This window comes from uncultured Ferrovibrio sp., from assembly GCF_937960835.1.
In the GTDB taxonomy this organism is placed as follows: Bacteria; Pseudomonadota; Alphaproteobacteria; order Ferrovibrionales; family Ferrovibrionaceae; genus Ferrovibrio.
Genome location: NZ_CALGPC010000015.1, coordinates 296247 through 313242 on the forward strand (window position 1 = coordinate 296247; position 16996 = coordinate 313242).

The window sequence follows — 16996 nt, forward strand, 5'->3', positions numbered from 1 at the left end:
CACTCCCCCACTACCTTGAGAATCGTATCGAGACGCTGCCTCCGACCTTAGCTTAGGCCCTTGAAAAATCTCAAGGCGGAAATCGCCGTTACAACAAAGACATAACCAAGAAAAAAGCATTCCCCGGCCCCTGGCCGGGTCCGGGCGGATGACTTGCCTTACTGGCCGGACCAGGCCTTGAGAGCGCTGCGCTTGGCGGCCCGCTGCTCGTCTGCGCTCAGCTTGTAGTTATGGCCAAAGGGCGCCGATTCGAATGAGCCATAGCTGGGGTTGGGCAGCATGATCCATTCGCGGCCCCAGCGCTGCCGGTTATCCTCGTAAACCTTCTGGCGGTCCGCCATGCTGCCGCGGTAGGCATCGCTGAAGTCGCCGAAATTGTCACCAATATTCAGCAGGATCCGGTAATCCTTGGCGATATAGGCGCGCCGCGTGCTTTTGGCTGAGCCCCATTCCGGCCGCTCGCGCGCGGTGAGCAGCGTATCGACCGGGCCATCCACCGGGAAGCCGAACCGCTTCATCAGGCGGCGCGTTGCCGGTTCCTCCTCAGCCGTGCGGTTGGTGACATAGAAGACCTTCACACCACGCGATTCGGCATAAATGACGAAATCGACTGCGCCCTCCACCGGCGTGGAGATTTCCGCATTGACGAACTGCGTCCAGGTCTTCGGATTGAAGGTCTGATTGTTCAGCACCATCCAGGACTGGTAGGCGGAATTGTCCAAGGCCGTCTCATCCAGATCCATGACCACAGCCGGTGGAAGGTTCTGGAAATTGCCGGTCTGCTCTTCCGGCGCCGCCGTCCAGGTCTTGTCGGCCAGAGCCTGCTCCAGGCGCTGCCGCGCCAGGGCGTAGGCTGCGGCGGCACTGGCCCGGTATTCGACCGAGTTCTGCATCCACAATGCGGCATTGAGGTTGTCATGCGGCGGAACAGTCGTCACCTCTGGCTGGGGCGCCGCCGCGCAGGCCGATATGAGCAAGGCCAGTCCGACCGAGATAACTTTCGGCCGCAGCATCGAAAACGTGAGCATGCGTCTTCTCCTGTCCCTATGATGTTGGCTGATATGCAAACTGCGCGGCGCGCTGTCTCAACTCCTGCCGCGTTTCATCGTCCACGAAGGCGGCATCCAGCGCCGTCTCGGTGATCCTGCGCAAAGTCTCCGCCTCCAGGCCGAAGACGCTGGCCGCATCGGCATATTCCTTTCCGATCGAGGTGCCGAAGAAAGGCGGATCGTCGGAATTCAGTGTCACGCGGCAGCCGGCCTCGACCAGACGGCGCAAGGGATGTGCTTCGGCATTGGGATACAGCCCAAGCGCCAGATTGCTGCCCGGGCAGACCTCCAGCACGATGCCGCGTTTTGCCAGATCGTCCAGCAGGCGCGGATTTTCGGCGGCGCGGACGCCATGGCCGATGCGGGTGACCGGCAGGCGCGTGATCGCCTCGCGCACGCTGTCCGGGCCAGCGACCTCGCCGGCATGAACGGTGCAGCCGTAACCGGCATCGGCGGCCATACGGAAGGCCGGCAGGAAATCCGCAACATCGTATTGCCGCTCATCGCCGCCCATGCCGAAACCGACGACGTAAGGATGCGGCTCGGACACCATCGTGCGTGCTACTTCCAGTGCGCGGTCCGGACCGAGATGGCGCACACAGGTGACGATGATACGGCCTGTTATGCCGAATTCTGCCTTGGCTGCATCAATAGCTGCGATCAGACCGGCAAGATGATCGGCATAGCTCATCCCTACTGCCGCGGCATGATCGGGCGAGGAAAAGACCTCGACATAGATCGCACCTTCGGCGGCGCAATCGGCGAGATAACGGTACATGATGTCGCGATAATCCTCCGGCCGGCGCAGGACGGAACTCGCAAGATCGTAGGCTGCGAGGAAAGACTGGAAGTCGTTCCAGACATAACGGCCATCTGCCGTAAACAGGCTGTCAGGCAAGGCAACGCCATTGCGCTCGGCGATGCGGCGGACCAGATCCGGCGCAGCCGCGCCTTCGATATGGCAATGCAGCTCCGCCTTGGGCAGCACCGTCAGCGTGGTCATGAGAAGCCCCGCAGCGGCAGGCGGGGGCGCTGCAGCCAGTTATCGGCCGCGTAGTCTGCCACGCCATCGATCAGATGCAGCGTATAGGCATGACGGGGTTTCGACGAATGATTGGCGCCGCTGGCATGCGGCAATAATCCGTGCAGGACGATCAGACTGCCGCGCGGCACTTCCAGCGGCACCGGCACCTGGTTCGGCCATGGCTTTTCGTCCAATACCTCCACCTGCGTTGTCATGCCCTCGCGGATGAACCGCTTACGCAACAGTCCCCGATGGCCGCCCGCCGGAGCGAAGAGGCATCCATTTTCAGTGGTGGCGTCGTCCAGCGCCAGCCAGAAGCCCACGGTGCTCAAAGGAGTCGTATAGAGAAAGGTGGAATCCTGATGCCAGTCCACTTCGCCGCCGATATAGGGCTGTTTGAAGATATACATGGATTGCAGCAGCAGCGGCTCCTGCAAACCGATGGCTTTTGCCAGCATGGCAAAACGCGGCCCGCGCGAGATGCGATCGAAAACCGGATCGAGATCATGCAGTGCATGGCCAATCTTGTTCAGCGCCAGCGACTTGTCTGTGGTCAGACGGCCTTCTGCATCGAATGCACCATCCTCGAAGAAGAAGTGGATCGCGTCGCCGGAGTCCAGAAAGTAGCGATCCTGCGCATGCTTCTGGTCAATGGTCGAGAAAATGGTCCTTGTCTCGGCCGGATCGAAGCCGTCCACCAGTTCGGCAGCACGCATCTGCAGCGCGTCGCAATCGGCGGAGCTGACGAAATCCTCCAAGATCAGAAAACCGTCGCGTGCGTATGCTTCCAGTGCCGCTGCATCCACGGCGTCGTCCCGCACCTTGAAGCGCCGCGGCCGGTGGCGGGCATTGGCGGCAGCGGCAGTCATGTCAGCGCGCAGGCCTCGCCGAATTCCAGCGGGGCGATCCTGAAATGCCGCGCCAAGGTTTGCCCCATATCGGCGAACGTGGCCCGGCGGCCAAGATCGCGCGCTGCCTTGATCTCCGGCCCGAACCACAGCATCGGCACATACTCGCGTGTATGATCCGTGCCGGTCCAGGTCGGGTCGCAACCATGATCGGCAGTGATCAAGGCCAGATCGCCCGGCCGCAGCTTTGCCTCCAGCTCGGAAAGTCGGCGATCGAATGCCTCCAGCGCCGCCGCATAACCGGCGATATCGCGCCGATGGCCATAGAGCGTATCGAAATCGACGAAGTTGACGAAGATCAGCGATCCGTCCGGCGCACTATCCGCTTCCGCCAGCATGGCGTCGAACAATGCCATGTTGTTCTCGCCCTTCACCAGCTTGGTGATGCCCTTATGGGCGAAGATGTCAGCAATCTTGCCCACCGAGATCACATTGCCGCCGCTGGCTGTCAGGCGATCCAGCAAGGTATCGCCATGAGGCGGCGTGGTCAGGTCCTTGCGGTTGGCGGTGCGGGTAAAGGTCTCGACGCTCTCGCCCACAAAGGGCCGGGCGATGACGCGGCCGATATTGTATGGTCCAAGCTGTTCCTTCGCCGCTTTACAGACATCGTATAGCCGCTGCAGCCCGAAATGCTGCTCGTGCGCGGCAATCTGGAACACGGAATCGGCGGAGGTGTAGCAAATCGGCTTGCCGGTGCGGATATGCTCCTCGCCCAGTTCCTTGATGATCTCGGTGCCGGAAGCATGGCAGTTGCCGAGGATGCCGGGAAGATCACAGCGTTTCACCAGAGCCGCGATCAGCTCTTCCGGGAAACAGGGCCTGGTGCGCGGAAACAGGCCCCAGTCGAAGGACACCGGCAAGCCGGCGATTTCCCAGTGGCCGCTCGGCGTGTCCTTGCCCACGCTGCGCTCCGCCGCACAGCCATAGGCGCCAGTGATCTTTGCAACATCCAGTCCTGGAGGAATACGGCCACTGCCATGTTTGGCGGCCAGACCTAATCCCAGACGGCTTAAATTGGGCAGATGCAACGGGCCAGAACGCAAGCCCGGCCGGTCAGCCTTGCCCTGACTGCAGGCTTCCGCGATATGGCCCAGCGTATCGGCACCGGCATCGCCATATTTCGCCGCATCGGGCGTGGCGCCGACGCCGAAGGAATCCATCACCAAGATGAAGGCGCGTGTCATACTACCGCTCCTGCCTGGCATTATCGCCGATATCAGCCAAAGCCACCCGGTCGAAAATGACGGGCCGCAGAGGCGGCGCGACTGCTTCGATTTGAATGACTCTCTGCAGTTCGGCGATGGCCCTCTCGGCGGCGCCCGCGTCGGCGGCATGCACCATCGCCAAAGGCTCGCCCGCGGCCACGGCCCGGCCTACCGGCAGGATATGGGTCAGGCCAACCGAAAGGTCGATACCGTCGCTGGTCTTCTGACGTCCGCCACCTAGGCCGATAACAGCCACGCCGACCGCCCGTGTATCCATTTGCGTGACAAAGCCGCTTTTCGGCGCGGGACAGGGTCGGACGATCGGCGCCGTCGGCAGATACTGCTGAGCATTTGAAAGGAAATCCTTCGGTCCGCCCAGAGCGGCGACCATGCGCTCGAAGATTTCTGCTGCACGGCCACTGTCCAGAGCAGCCTCCGCCTTCTGCCGGCCTTCATCCATGGTGGCCGCCAGCTTGCCAATCACCAGCATCTCGGCGGCCAGCGCAATCACCACCTCATGCAGACGCGCATCGCGGCTGGGGGGATGAGTCAGATAGGCCACCGTTTCCGCCACCTCGACCGCATTGCCCGCCGCATGCCCCAGCACCTGGTCCATATCCGTGATCAATGCCGTCGTAGGCAGACCGGCACTGTTTGCCACCGTGACGATGCTTTCAGCCAATTCCCGCGCCATGCTCCGCTCGGTGGCAAAGGCGCCCGACCCCGCCTTCACATCCATCACCAGGCCCCCCAGTCCAGCAGCAAGCTTCTTCGACAGGATCGATGTCGTAATCAGCGCGATCGATTCCACCGTCCCCGTTACGTCGCGGATGGCATAGAAACGCCGGTCCGCCGGCGCAAGATCGTCGGTCTGCCCGATGATCGCGCAACCGACCTCCTTCACGACCTTCTGGAACAGGGGAATATCGGGGTTGGTGCCGTAGCCGGGAATGGCCGAAAGCTTGTCCAGCGTGCCACCAGTATGCCCCAGCCCGCGACCGGAGATCATCGGCACAAAACCGCCACAGGCGGCTACGATGGGAGCCAGCATGAGACTGACCTTGTCGCCGACGCCACCGGAGGAATGCTTGTCCAGCACCGGCCCTGGAAGCTGCAAGCAGCTCCAATCGATCACGCGACCGGATGCCGTCATCTCACGGGTCAAAGCGATCCGCTCGGGCATGGTCATGCCGCGAAAGAATACCGCCATGGCAAATGCCGCTATCTGGCCTTCGCTCAAGCTGCCATCGGCGATGCCGTGGACCACGAAGGCGATTTCCTCCGGCGTCAGCTCTTCGCCATCGCGTTTGCGGCGGACGATCTCCTGCGGCAGCAGCATCAGACTTTCTCCACAGCTGCCTCAGTTGCCAAAAATGCCGTGAGCAGACGGCAGACATCCTCACTGGCCCGCTTGCCTGCCGCCATGGTCTGTGCGTGTGTCAACGGCATCGTGCCCATGCCGGCAGCCGGATTGGTGATGATCGATATCGCTGCCACCTTGAGCCCGACATATCGGGCCAGGATCACTTCCGGCACGGTCGACATGCCAACCGCATCGGCGCCCAGGATCTTCGCAGCTCGGATTTCAGCGGGCGTTTCGAAATTCGGACCGCAGAACCAGATATAGACGCCACTATGCAGCGCGATGCCGGCCTGCTCTGCGGCATGCTGCAGACGCTGGCGCAGCCCCGGATCGTAGGCCTCCACCATATCGACGAAGCGAGCATCGCCGCTTTCGCCAAACAATGGAGAGACGCCGGTGAAATTGATGTGATCCTCGATCAGCATGATACTGCCCGGCGGCATCTCGGGTCGCAGACTGCCGGCAGCATTGGTCAGCAGCAGAATGTCGCAGCCGATAGCCTTCAGGCATTCGATGGCAATCCGCATGCCGTCCGGCCGGCCATGTTCGTAATAATGCGTGCGGCCCAGCATCAGCGCGACCGGCATTTTCTCTATATGGCCCAGCACCAGGCGTCCGGCATGACCGCCAACGCCAGGACGCGGAAAGCCCGGCAGGTCGCTGTAGGACAAGATCGCGACCGGTTCGGCTGCATCGGCGAAGTCGCCCAGGCCGGAGCCCAGCACGATGCCGATGCGCGGCTGAAAACTGGGAGCTGCAGTGCGGATCGCGGCCACCGAGAGGCCGACCTGATCGCTCATGTCTTCCTCGTCTTTTTCGTCTTCGGGGCGAGGTTCTTCGGACCGAAGGAGGCCGGCAGCAGCTCGCCCAAGGTGAAGGTCTTGCGCCAGCCCTTCGAGCTGCAGACATGGATGGGAACGCTGTCGGTAGCAAATTCACGCAATCGCTGGCGGCAGCCGCCGCAGGGCGTGACCAGTTCGCTCCCCTCACCCATCACCAGCACCGCGCGGATGCGGCGCTCCCCATCCATGATCATGGCGGCGATGGCCGACGTTTCCGCGCACCAGCCTTGCGGATAGGCGGCATTCTCGACATTGCATCCGGCATAGAGCTTGCCATTTGCGCCACGGATAACTGCCGCAACCGGAAACCGCGAATAAGGCGCATAAGCGCACATCAGGGCGATCCGCGCCTGCGCCAGCATCTCCGGATCGGGTTTCTTCCTGGCCGCCATATCAATGCTCTTTCACGTAAGCGACGCCGCCCGCCTTGGGCGCCACCGCGCGGCCCATGAAGCCGGCCAGCAGGATCACCGTCAACAGATAGGGCAGCACCTGGATCGCCTGTACCGGTACCTCGCCGAAATCGCCTAGCCGCACACCCTGCAGGCGGATCGCGGTGGCATCGATGAAGCCGAACATCAGGCAGGCGCCGAAGGCTGGCCAAGGCCGCCATTTACCGAAGATCATCGCCGCCAGCGCGATGAAGCCCTGACCTGCGCTCATGTCGCGGCTGAAGGCTGCGTTCTGGGCAATCGACAGATAGGCGCCAGCGATGCCGGTCAGCAATCCGCAGATCAGCACGGCACGATAGCGCAGCCAGTAGACGGAAATGCCCGCGGTGTCGACTGCCAGCGGCATTTCTCCGACGGCGCGCAGGCGCAAGCCAAACCGCGTGGCCGTCAGAACCCAATGGGCCAGCGGCACGACCAGCAAAGCTATATAGACCAGTAGGTTATGCCCGCCGATCAGATCGGCATAAACCGGACCGATGAACGGCACATCCCGCATTGCCGCCGCGCCGAGAAACTCGATTGGCATGAACCGCGCACCCGCCTCCAGCGACGGCGTCTGACCGCCGCGCTTGAACCAGGCCATGCCGAAAACGATGGTCAATCCGGAAACCAGGATGTTGATCGCCACGCCGGAGACGATCTGGTTGCCGCGATAGGTGATGCAGGCGAAACCGTGCAGCAGCGCCAGCGCTAGGGCAACAACAATGGCGGCTCCTAAGCCCAGCCAGGCCGAACCGGTAAATGCTGCCACCGAGGCGGCGGCGAAAGCCCCTGCCAGCATCTTGCCTTCCAGGCCGATATCAAAAATGCCGGCACGCTCGGAGAACAGTCCGCCCATGGCGCAGAGGATGAGTGGCGTCGCCACCCGCAGCGTGGCGGCCAGGATCGGGACGATATCGGTGACGAAATCACCCATCGCTTAAGCCTTCTCTGCCGCCTGGATCCAGCCGCTGCGCTGCAGCAGCGCGAACAGGGCCTCGAACCACGGGCGGGTCATATAGGCCAGCGCGCCCGAGAACAGGATGACCAGGCCCTGGATCACCACCACCATCTCACGGGTGATCGTCGGGAACTCAAAAGCCAGCTCCGCACCGCCCTGCTGCAGCAGGCCGAACAGCAGGCTGGCCAGCGCCACGCCAAAAGGATGGCTGCGCCCCATCAGTGCCACGGCAATGCCGGTGAAGCCGTATCCCGCCGTGAAATTGATGATCAGGCGATGCTGTACGCCCATCAATTCATTGATCGCCATCATGCCGGCCAGTGCGCCCGACAGGCTCATGGCCAACAGGATCATCTGTTTTGCCGGAATGCCCGCATAGATGGCGGCATTGGCATTCTGTCCCATGGCGCGCAGCGCAAAGCCCCAGCGCGTATGCCAGAGAAAGATCCAGATGCCGATGCAGCAAAGCAGGCCAATGACGATGGAAAGATTAAGCGGTGAGCGGCCCATCGGGATGCCGACGGCGCCGAGCATGTCGTGTATCAGCGGCAGATGCGAAGTGGCGGCGAAAGCGCGGGTTTCCGGCGACATGGTGTTTGGCGCTATCAGCACATTCACCGTAAGATAGACCATCAGCGCCGCGGCGATGAAGTTGAACATGATGGTCGTGATCACGATATGACTGCCGCGATAGGCCTGCAGATAGCCTGGCACCAGAGCCCAGGCGGCACCGAAGGCAGCAGCGCCCAGAATACCCAGCGGGATCAGGATCGGCGCCGGCAGGAACTGATCCAGCGCCAGTATCACCAGCGCAACACCCAGGCCGCCGATATAGGCCTGCCCTTCGCCGCCGATATTGAACAAGCCGGCGTGGAAAGCGACGGCCACCGCAAGACCGGTGAAAATAAAGTTGGTCGCGTAATACAGCGTGTAGCCGATGGCCTCAGGGTAACCCAGCGCGCCATACAGCATGATCGAGACGGCTTCGAAGGGATTGATACCGACTGCCAGCACGATCAGCCCGGCAACCACCAGCGCCAGTAGAACATTGGCGATCGGGATCACGCCGATATCGATCCAGGCGGGCAGTGGATGGCGCGCGGTCATGGCGTTGTCCAGGCCAGACCCGATTGCGCAGCCGATGCCCCCTCAGCGGCATCTACAGTGACTAAGGTCTCAGCGGCGGCGGGCGTCCAGCAATTTGCCATCATCAGGCCCAGCGTACGCTCATCGGCGCTGGCACCGTCCACTTCGCCGGTGATCTGCCCTCCGGCCATGACCAGGATACGATCGGCCAGCGACATGATTTCGTCCAGCTCGACCGAGACGACCAGAATGGCACAGCCGGCTTCCCGCATGCGCAGCAATTCGCGGTGAATAAACTCAATCGCACCGATATCCACGCCACGGGTCGGCTGGCCGACCAGCAGGATTCTGGGATTTCGCTCGATCTCGCGGGCGAGGATCAGCTTCTGCTGGTTGCCGCCGGAGAAATGGGTCGAGTTCAAATCCGGCCGGCGCGGACGCACGTCGTAGTTTTCCATCAGCATGGCGCAATGCGCATTCATCGCGCGGCGGTCCAGCAGCAGGCCTTTGTTAAAACGCGCATCCTGGTGATAGCCGAGGATCGCTGTTTCGTCGGCGGTAAAGCTGCCAACCATGCCGTAGCGGTGACGATCTTCCGGCACGTGACCAAGACCAAGCTGGCGCATCTCTGCCGGGCTCGCTGGCGCCTGTGCCGTGATATGTCGGTCGCCAACGACGATTTCGCCGCCATCCGGCGCACGAATGCCCGACAGAACTTCCAGCAATTCGCTTTGTCCATTGCCGGATACACCTGCGATGCCGACGATCTCACCCGTCCTCAAAGTGAGGGAAACGTTGTTGAGGACTACGCAGCCGCGTTTGTCGCGCAAGTTCAGATTCCGCGCCTTCAGCAGCGCCGGCCCAGGACGGCAAGGCGGCTTGTCGAGCGAGAGCCGCACCTTGCGCCCCACCATCAGTTCCGCCAGTTCCTCCCGGCTGGTGTACTGCGTGCGGCGATGCGCGACGATCTGGCCCTGCCGCATGACATAGACCTCATCGGTCACCGCCATGATCTCGCGCAGCTTATGGGTGATCAGGATCACGGTGACGCCGCGCTCGCGCAGCGCCTGGAGAATGCGGAAAAGCTGCTCGGCCTCCTGCGGTGTCAGCACGCCGGTCGGCTCGTCCAGGATCAGTGTGCTGGCGCCACGATAGAGCACTTTGAGGATTTCAACGCGCTGCTGCTCGCCGACCGGCAGATCGCCAACCAGAGCATCCGGATCGACCTTGAGGCCGTATTCGCGCTCCAGCCGCTCGATCTCTTTCCGGGCGCTGGCGATGCTTCTGCGCAGCAATGGGCCATCCTCGGCGCCCAGTACGATATTCTCCAGCACAGTGAAGGTGTCCACCAGCATGAAATGCTGGTGCACCATGCCGATTCCGGCGGCGATGGCATCGCGCGGGCTGCTTATCGTCACCGGACGGCCATCCACCAGAATCTCGCCGCTATCGGCGGCATAGAGCCCGTAAAGGATGCTCATCAGGGTCGACTTCCCGGCACCATTCTCGCCGACGATCCCGGTGATCGATCCGGCCGCCACCGACAGCGACACGCCGCGATTGGCATGCACCAGCCCGAAATGCTTGTGGATGTCGCGCAGTACAATGGCGGGCGGGGCATTCCTCCCCTCTCCACGCGTCACGCTGGGGATCACGGCCGGCATCGCTTGCTGCTTACTTGCAGGCGTTATTGCTCATGTAATCGTGTACGACGATCTTGCCAGTGATGATGTCTGCCTTGGCCTGCTCGATCTTCGCCTTCATCTCGGTCGAGACAAGCTTGGCGTTATGCTCATCCAGCGCCCAGTCAACGCCGCCCTCCTTCAGGCCGAGCACCGTCACGCCCGGCTTCCAGCTTCCATCCTGCGCAGCCTTGAAGCTGTTATAGGTGGCAAGGTCGACACGTTTGACCATTGAGGTCAGCATCGTGCCGGGATGCAGATGGTTCTGGTTGGAATCGACGCCGATCGCCAGCTTGCCCCGATCCTTCGCCGCCTGGTAGACGCCGACGCCGGTGCCGCCCGCAGCGGCGAAGACTACATCGACGCCGCGGTCGAACTGGCCCTTGGCCAGTTCGCTGCCACGGCCCGGATCGTTCCAGGCAGTCGGCGTGGTGCCAGTCATGTTGGCCAGAACCTCGGCATTCGGATTAGCATATTTCACGCCCTGCTCGTAGCCGCATTGGAAGCGGCGGATCAGCGGAATGTCCATGCCGCCGATAAAACCTACCTTGCCGCTCTTGCTCGCCATCGCCGCCGCAACGCCGACAAGGAAGGAGCCTTCATGCTCCTTGAACAGCACCGACTGGACGTTATCCAGTTTGACGACACTGTCGATCACGGTGAAGCGGATATTGGGAAATTCCTTTGCCACCTTCTCGACTGCATTGGCCTGCGAAAAGCCCACACCAATGATCGGATCCTGGCCGCGTTGCGCGAAGCGGCGATGCGCCTGTTCGAACTGGGTTTCGTTATTGACCTCGAAATCGGCATAGCCGATCTTGCTTTCGGCCTTGAATTTCTCGGCGCCGATATAGGCCGCCTCGTTGAAGGATTTGTCGAACTTTCCACCCATGTCATAGACGACGGCGGGCTTGATATCGGCGGCTTGCGCGGATGCCGCCATCAAAGCGATGGCGGCAGCGCCGAGGGTCGTGCGGATGATCTTGGTCATTGTCGCAGTCCTTCTATCCCTGTTCGATGCCCCGGCTTATTAGTAGTCGCACCGGTTATTGCTCATGTAATCGTGCACCTTGATGATTCCGGCGATGATGCCGGCCTTGGCCTCGTCTGCCTTGGCCCTCATTTCGGCCGAGATCAGCTTGGCGTTATGCTCATCCAGCGCCCAGTCGACGCCGCCCTCCTTCAGACCCAGCACGGACACACCCGGCTTCCATTTGCCCTCGCGGGCATCGGCGAAGCTTTTGTATATGGCGAGATCGACGCGCTTGACCATCGAGGTCAGCACCGTGCCGGGATGTAGATGATTCTGATTGGAATCGACCCCGATGGTCAGCTTGCCGTTATCCTTGGCGGCCTGCATCGCGCCGAGGCCCGAGGTTCCCGCCGCGGCGAAGACGACATCGACACCACGGTCGAACTGACCCTTGGCAAGCTCGGCAGCGCGGCCGGGATCGGTCCAGGCTGCCGGGGTATTGCCGGTGGAGTTGTACAGCACCGTGATTTTCGGATTGGCGTATTTGGCGCCCTGCTCGAAACCGCAATAGAAGCGCCGTACCAGCGGGATATCCATGCCGCCTACCATGCCGATCACGCCGCTTTTCGACGCCATGGCGGCCAGCAGGCCGACCAGGAATGAGCCTTCATGCTCACGGAACAGCACCGACTGCACATTGGGCAGGTCGACGACGGTGTCGATCACGATGAAACGTGTCTTGGGAAATTCCTTGGCCACCGCAGCGACCGGCGCCGCCTGGAAGAAGCCAACGCCGACGATGGGATCCTGGCCGCGCTGGGCGAAACGGCGATGCGCCTGCTCGAACTGGGTTTCGTTGGACACGACGAAATCGCGGTAGTCGATGCCGGTATCGGCCTTGAACTTCTCCATTCCGCGATAGGCGCCCTCGTTGAAGGATCCGTCGAACTTGTTGCCGATGGAATAGACGATGGCCGGCTTGATCTCATCGGCGGCAGCCGTGCCGGCCGCCAGCAGCAAACCCAGAGCGATCAAGCCTTTCTTCATCACGCGCTTCTCATTCGCCATAAGGAATCCAGATATTCTTCACCTGCACCGCCTGCCGCAGGAAGGCGCGGCCTTCCGCCTGACGTGCATCGCTCCAGTCGATCTGCGGCAGGATCCAGGTGCGTTTTACGTCTTCCGCCGAAGCGGCCTCAATCCGCTTCGTCGTCTTGGCATCGCCGCCGGCATACCACACGGCATCGACCTCAAGATGCTCGGCCAGCACCAGGGCCAGGGCGTCGCGCGCGCCGGTGACGATATTGACCACACCGCCCGGCATATCGGAGGTATCGAGCACCTGATAGAAATCGGTGGCTGCCAGCGGATGCCGTTCTGAAGGCACGATCACCACACGGTTGCCCATCGCCACCGCCGGCGCCCAGAGCGAGATGAAGCCCAGCAAAGGCGCCTCATCCGGGCAGGCCATGCCGATCACGCCCTGCGGCTCGTTCATCGCCAGCACCACGCCGCGCAGGGGCGGGTTATGCACGGCGCCGTCATATTTGTCGGCCCAGGCTGCATAGGTAAAAAGACGCCGGATGCCGGCCTCTACTTCAGCACCGGCTGCGGCTTTGGATGCGCCGGTCATGGCCCGCAGGCGTTCGGCAAACTCGGCTGTGCGGGCAGACAGATTCTCGGCGCAGTAATAAAGAATCTGCGCCCGCAGATGCGCATTGCCGAAAGACCAGCTTTCCGCCTTGCGCGCGGCTTCCACGGCATTGCGGATATCCTTGCGGTTGCCCTCACCGGCATGGCCGAGCAGCTTGCCCTTCGGGTCCAGCACGGGCCGACTATAGCCGCCATCGGGCCGAGCCTGCTGGCCGCCGATATAAAGCTTTGCCGTTCGGTCGATGGACGGCACGGCCTCGGGCAGCGGGCTGGCGGGTGCGGCAATCTTTGGTGCCTTCTTCGGCGGCAAGGGCTTCAGATATTCCTCCATCCCTTCGCGGCCGCCCTCGCGGCCAAAGCCGGACTCGCGGTAACCGCCAAAGCCCGACGATGCGTCGAACTGGTTGGTACAATTGATCCACACCACGCCGCATTTCAGCTTCGGCGCGATATCCAAAGCCAGATTGATATTCTCGCTCCACACGCTGGCCGCCAAGCCATAGCGGGTGTTGTTAGCCAAAGCCACTGCCTCGCCCGGCGTGCGGAAGGTCATGCCGACCAGCACGGGACCGAAGATTTCCTCCTGCGCCACTGTCATGGACGGAGCAACTTGGGTCAGCAGGGTTGGCGGATAGAAGCAGCCGGAAGGCGGACAGGCCTTGTCGGGTTGATAAATCTGCGCGCCCTGCTTCACGCCGCTCTGCACCAGCGCGTCGATGCGCTCCCGCTGCTTGGGCGAGACGATGGCGCCGATATCGATGCATTTGTCCAGCGGATCGCCAACGCGCAGCTTCGCCATGCGGGCGCGCAGCTTTGCATAGACCGCCTCGGCGATGCTTTCCTGCACCAGCAGCCGCGATCCAGCGCAGCAAACTTGGCCCTGGTTGAACCAGATCGCATCCACCAGACCTTCAATGGCGCTGTCGATATCGGCGTCTTCAAAGAGGATGAACGGCGACTTGCCGCCGAGCTCAAGGCTCAGCCTTTTCCCGCTGCCGGCCATCGCCTGACGAATCAGGCGGCCCACTTCTGTCGAGCCGGTGAAGGCGATCTTATCAACGCCAGGATGGCGCACAATCAGTTCGCCTACGCTGCCATCGCCGGTGACGATATTGACGACACCTTTCGGCAGACCGGCCTCGATGCAGATTTCGGCAAACAGCAATGCTGTCAGACTGGTTTCTTCTGCTGGCTTCAGCACCACAGTATTTCCGCAAGCCAAGGCCGGCGCGATCTTCCACGCCAGCATCAGAAGCGGGAAGTTCCACGGAATGATCTGGCCAGCGACGCCGACCGGGCCGTGATCGGGGAATTCGCTCTCCAGCAGCTGCGCCCAGCCGGCATGGTGGTAGAAGTGCCGCGCCACCAGCGGAATATCGATGTCGCGGGTCTCGCGGATCGGCTTGCCGTTATCGAGAGTTTCCAGTACGGCGAATAGGCGAGCATGCTTTTGCACCAGACGTGCCAGGGCATAAAGGTGGCGCGCGCGGCCATGGCCGCCGAGCTTGGCCCAGCCAGCCTGCGCCTTGCGTGCTGCATCGACGGCGGTATCGGTATCGGCAGCGGAGGCTTGAGAGATCTGCGCCAGTGTCTCTCCCGTGGCCGGATTTTGCGCAGCGAAATGGCTGCTGCCCTCGCGCCAGGCCCCATCGACGAACAGGCCAAAGCGGCGCTGATGCCGATCAAGCCAGGCTTGCGCCTCCTTGGCGCTTTCCGGTGTCGGGCCGTATTCCATGCTGTCGAATATCGCGGCGACGTTCATGTGGCCTCAGGCAAGCGGATGACGATGGGCGGCCGAATAGCGGCCGGTAATGCCGTGTTCAAGCTGGCGTTCGATATCGCCGAGCAGGCTGGACGCGCCGATGCGGAAGAGATCGGGCTGCAGCCAGCGCGTACCCAGCTCTTCCTTCATCAAAATCTGATAGTTCAGCACGTCCTTCGCCGTGCTGATGCCGCCGGCAGGCTTGAAGCCGACCTTAATACCGGTCATTTCGTGGTATTGGCGGATCATCCGGAGCATGACCAGCGAGACCGGCAGGGTGGCGTTGGTGCCTTCCTTGCCGGTGGAGGTCTTGATGAAATCCGCACCTGCCATCATGCAAACCATCGAAGCACGGGCCACGTTGCGCAAGGTCACCAGATCGCCGGTGCCGAGGATCGCCTTCACATGGGCCGAACCGCAGGCGGCGCGGAAGGCGTACATCTCGTCATACACGGCACGCCAGTTGCCGGTCAGCACGTGACCACGATTGATGACGATGTCGATCTCCCTCGCGCCGGCGGCAACGGATGCCTCGATCTCCTTGATACGCAAATCAAGCGGCGAAAGCCCTGCGGGAAAACCGGTGGACACGGCCGCTACCGGGATGCCGCTGCCTTCCAGCGCCCGCACAGCAGTTTCCACCATGGCATGGTAGACGCAGACAGCGCCGACCGTGATGCGGCGGTCGGCAATACCCATTTTTTCCAGCAGATCAGTCCGCACCGGCTGACACGCCTTGGCGCAGAGGCGCTGCACCCGGCCGGGCGTGTCATCGCCGGACAGCGTTGTCAGGTCGATGCAGGTGACCGCCTTGAGCAGCCAGGCAAGCTGGTATTCCTTCTTCACCGAACGGCGGCCGGGTAGCGTCGCGGTGCGGCGTTCTACGCCGCTGCGGTTCACCCGCAGGCCTTCGAGCAGATCGGCATCGAAGGGCATGCCCGGATTGCGCTTTTCATGCGCATCGAAACCACCTGCGGCCATGCGGCCGAAGCGGTCGCGATCAAGCGGCGCGACCTTTTGCGGCTCGGCCATGGCCTCGCTCCCCTTCCGCCTGCAGCATGGTCATCATCGGCAGGGCGGCATCTTCATCGATGATCAGATCGCTGATCGCGCCGCTGCGCAAAGCCGCCAAAATCGCTCGCGCTTTGTTGGCGCCGCCGGCCAGCGCCACTAGGCGGCGGCCATCGAGTTCCTGGTAGCTTAAGCCCATCGCCAGCTTGTTGATGCCGGCTTTCACGGGCCGGCCGAATTCGTCAATGAAACTGCCCATCAGATCGCCAACCGCGCCAAGGCTGCGCAGCTCGCTCCATTCGCGCTCGCTCAGCATGCCGATCTGACGCAGATGGGCGTCTGCCCCCAGGCTGCCGATGCCGACCAGCAGCAGATCGGCACGGCGCGCCAGCTTAAGCATGTCGCCAACGCTTTTCTGCCCCAGCAGAACCTGCTTCTCCGCTTCAGAGGCCGCCAGATAAGGTACCGGCAGGAAATAACCCTCGCCGCGGCAGCGCTCGGCTAGCCGCAGCACGACGTCGAAAGGATTGGCCGCAAGGTTGCGGTTGAGCGAGCCGGAAACGGCAACGATCTTCAGCTCCGGGCGATGCAGGTCAGGCAGATGCTCGACCACGGCAGACAGCGTGCGTCCCTTGCCGACGCCGACAATGCCGATCTTTTCGTTCGTCAGCATATGGTGCAGAAAACGCGCGCCTGCCGCGCCAATGGCGGCAAAGGGCGAAATTGCGCCGTCGGACTTGCGCCCCAAGGAAAGCGATGGCGCAACGATACAGCTTCGCAGATTGAAGCGAGCCGTCAGTTCATCCTCAATGGCCGCACATTCGGCCGGCACGCCCTGGACGAAGACCTTTACCAACCCGCGCCGCAAGGCTTCCGCGATCAGGCGATGAGCCTTGGCCTGGGAGATATGAAGCCGGTCGGCGATCTGCTGCTGGGTATGGCCGCCGATATAGGACAACCAGGCGGCCCGGGCGGCCATGCTCAGGTCGACATCATCGGAGGAAGAAGCGGCGGCGCGCTTTCGCATCAGCGAATCATAAAATTTC

Annotated in this window: 15 protein-coding genes; all 15 read right to left on the bottom strand. The window is 62.3% G+C overall.

Annotation, left to right across the window (positions count from 1 at the left end; genetic code table 11):
• Positions 1–158: 158 nt before the first annotated feature.
• Genes Q0603_RS15525 through Q0603_RS15595 form a run of 15 tightly spaced genes read right to left on the bottom strand, consistent with a single transcriptional unit; the run spans position 159 to position 16977 of the window.
• Positions 159–1028: a 5'-nucleotidase, lipoprotein e(P4) family gene (locus Q0603_RS15525; protein WP_298727247.1), complete on the bottom strand. Its 870-nt coding sequence runs from the start codon at positions 1026–1028 to the stop codon at positions 159–161.
• Between the two features lie 16 nt (positions 1029–1044).
• Complete coding sequence (locus Q0603_RS15530) at positions 1045–2052, bottom strand: adenosine deaminase (protein ID WP_298727249.1); 1008 nt, start codon at positions 2050–2052, stop codon at positions 1045–1047.
• Positions 2049–2942 (bottom strand): phytanoyl-CoA dioxygenase family protein, encoded by an 894-nt coding sequence (locus Q0603_RS15535; RefSeq protein ID WP_298727250.1) that lies wholly within the window; start codon positions 2940–2942, stop codon positions 2049–2051. The genes Q0603_RS15530 and Q0603_RS15535 overlap by 4 nt, the downstream gene beginning before the upstream one ends.
• Entirely contained in the window at positions 2939–4165 is a 1227-nt protein-coding gene (locus tag Q0603_RS15540) for a phosphopentomutase (protein ID WP_298727251.1), read from the bottom strand. The genes Q0603_RS15535 and Q0603_RS15540 overlap by 4 nt, the downstream gene beginning before the upstream one ends.
• 1 nt (position 4166) lies before the next feature.
• A complete protein-coding gene (deoA, locus tag Q0603_RS15545; protein WP_298727252.1) occupies positions 4167–5525 on the bottom strand; it encodes a thymidine phosphorylase in 1359 nt (452 codons plus the stop codon).
• The gene (locus tag Q0603_RS15550) at positions 5525–6349 is read right to left on the bottom strand and encodes a purine-nucleoside phosphorylase (protein ID WP_298727253.1); all 825 of its coding nucleotides are present in this window, start codon (positions 6347–6349) and stop codon (positions 5525–5527) included. Before Q0603_RS15550 ends, deoA begins: the two co-directional genes overlap by 1 nt.
• A complete protein-coding gene (cdd, locus tag Q0603_RS15555; protein WP_298727255.1) occupies positions 6346–6783 on the bottom strand; it encodes a cytidine deaminase in 438 nt (145 codons plus the stop codon). Before cdd ends, Q0603_RS15550 begins: the two co-directional genes overlap by 4 nt.
• A 1-nt stretch (position 6784) precedes the next feature.
• The gene (locus tag Q0603_RS15560) at positions 6785–7759 is read right to left on the bottom strand and encodes an ABC transporter permease (RefSeq protein WP_298727257.1); all 975 of its coding nucleotides are present in this window, start codon (positions 7757–7759) and stop codon (positions 6785–6787) included.
• 3 nt (positions 7760–7762) lie between these two features.
• Positions 7763–8890, bottom strand: a complete 1128-nt coding sequence (locus Q0603_RS15565) for an ABC transporter permease (RefSeq protein WP_298727259.1) — start codon at positions 8888–8890, stop codon at positions 7763–7765.
• Positions 8887–10533, bottom strand: coding sequence for an ABC transporter ATP-binding protein (locus tag Q0603_RS15570; RefSeq protein WP_298727262.1), 1647 nt, complete (start codon positions 10531–10533; stop codon positions 8887–8889). The genes Q0603_RS15565 and Q0603_RS15570 overlap by 4 nt, the downstream gene beginning before the upstream one ends.
• 10 nt (positions 10534–10543) lie before the next feature.
• The gene (locus Q0603_RS15575; protein WP_298727264.1) at positions 10544–11542 is read right to left on the bottom strand and encodes a BMP family ABC transporter substrate-binding protein; all 999 of its coding nucleotides are present in this window, start codon (positions 11540–11542) and stop codon (positions 10544–10546) included.
• 39 nt (positions 11543–11581) lie between these two features.
• Positions 11582–12592, bottom strand: a complete 1011-nt coding sequence (locus Q0603_RS15580; RefSeq protein WP_298727289.1) for a BMP family ABC transporter substrate-binding protein — start codon at positions 12590–12592, stop codon at positions 11582–11584.
• Positions 12582–14939, bottom strand: a complete 2358-nt coding sequence (locus Q0603_RS15585) for an aldehyde dehydrogenase family protein (RefSeq protein WP_298727294.1) — start codon at positions 14937–14939, stop codon at positions 12582–12584. The genes Q0603_RS15580 and Q0603_RS15585 overlap by 11 nt, the downstream gene beginning before the upstream one ends.
• Before the next feature lie 6 nt (positions 14940–14945).
• The gene (gene deoC, locus Q0603_RS15590; protein WP_298727295.1) at positions 14946–15971 is read right to left on the bottom strand and encodes a deoxyribose-phosphate aldolase; all 1026 of its coding nucleotides are present in this window, start codon (positions 15969–15971) and stop codon (positions 14946–14948) included.
• Positions 15940–16977: a sugar-binding transcriptional regulator gene (locus tag Q0603_RS15595; RefSeq protein WP_298727297.1), complete on the bottom strand. Its 1038-nt coding sequence runs from the start codon at positions 16975–16977 to the stop codon at positions 15940–15942. Before Q0603_RS15595 ends, deoC begins: the two co-directional genes overlap by 32 nt.
• Positions 16978–16996: the final 19 nt, after the last annotated feature.

Bases quoted from the DNA above. Each gene is read 5' to 3' on its own strand.
- Q0603_RS15525 (WP_298727247.1), bottom strand. From the start codon at position 1,028: ATGCTCACGTTTTCGATGCTGCGGCCGAAAGTTATCTCGGTCGGACTG.
- Q0603_RS15530 (WP_298727249.1), bottom strand. From the start codon at position 2,052: ATGACCACGCTGACGGTGCTGCCCAAGGCGGAGCTGCATTGCCATATC.
- Q0603_RS15535 (WP_298727250.1), bottom strand. From the start codon at position 2,942: ATGACTGCCGCTGCCGCCAATGCCCGCCACCGGCCGCGGCGCTTCAAG.
- Q0603_RS15540 (WP_298727251.1), bottom strand. From the start codon at position 4,165: ATGACACGCGCCTTCATCTTGGTGATGGATTCCTTCGGCGTCGGCGCC.
- deoA (WP_298727252.1), bottom strand. From the start codon at position 5,525: ATGCTGCTGCCGCAGGAGATCGTCCGCCGCAAACGCGATGGCGAAGAG.
- Q0603_RS15550 (WP_298727253.1), bottom strand. From the start codon at position 6,349: ATGAGCGATCAGGTCGGCCTCTCGGTGGCCGCGATCCGCACTGCAGCT.
- cdd (WP_298727255.1), bottom strand. From the start codon at position 6,783: ATGGCGGCCAGGAAGAAACCCGATCCGGAGATGCTGGCGCAGGCGCGG.
- Q0603_RS15560 (WP_298727257.1), bottom strand. From the start codon at position 7,759: ATGGGTGATTTCGTCACCGATATCGTCCCGATCCTGGCCGCCACGCTG.
- Q0603_RS15565 (WP_298727259.1), bottom strand. From the start codon at position 8,890: ATGACCGCGCGCCATCCACTGCCCGCCTGGATCGATATCGGCGTGATC.
- Q0603_RS15570 (WP_298727262.1), bottom strand. From the start codon at position 10,533: ATGCCGGCCGTGATCCCCAGCGTGACGCGTGGAGAGGGGAGGAATGCC.
- Q0603_RS15575 (WP_298727264.1), bottom strand. From the start codon at position 11,542: ATGACCAAGATCATCCGCACGACCCTCGGCGCTGCCGCCATCGCTTTG.
- Q0603_RS15580 (WP_298727289.1), bottom strand. From the start codon at position 12,592: ATGGCGAATGAGAAGCGCGTGATGAAGAAAGGCTTGATCGCTCTGGGT.
- Q0603_RS15585 (WP_298727294.1), bottom strand. From the start codon at position 14,939: ATGAACGTCGCCGCGATATTCGACAGCATGGAATACGGCCCGACACCG.
- deoC (WP_298727295.1), bottom strand. From the start codon at position 15,971: ATGGCCGAGCCGCAAAAGGTCGCGCCGCTTGATCGCGACCGCTTCGGC.
- Q0603_RS15595 (WP_298727297.1), bottom strand. From the start codon at position 16,977: ATGCGAAAGCGCGCCGCCGCTTCTTCCTCCGATGATGTCGACCTGAGC.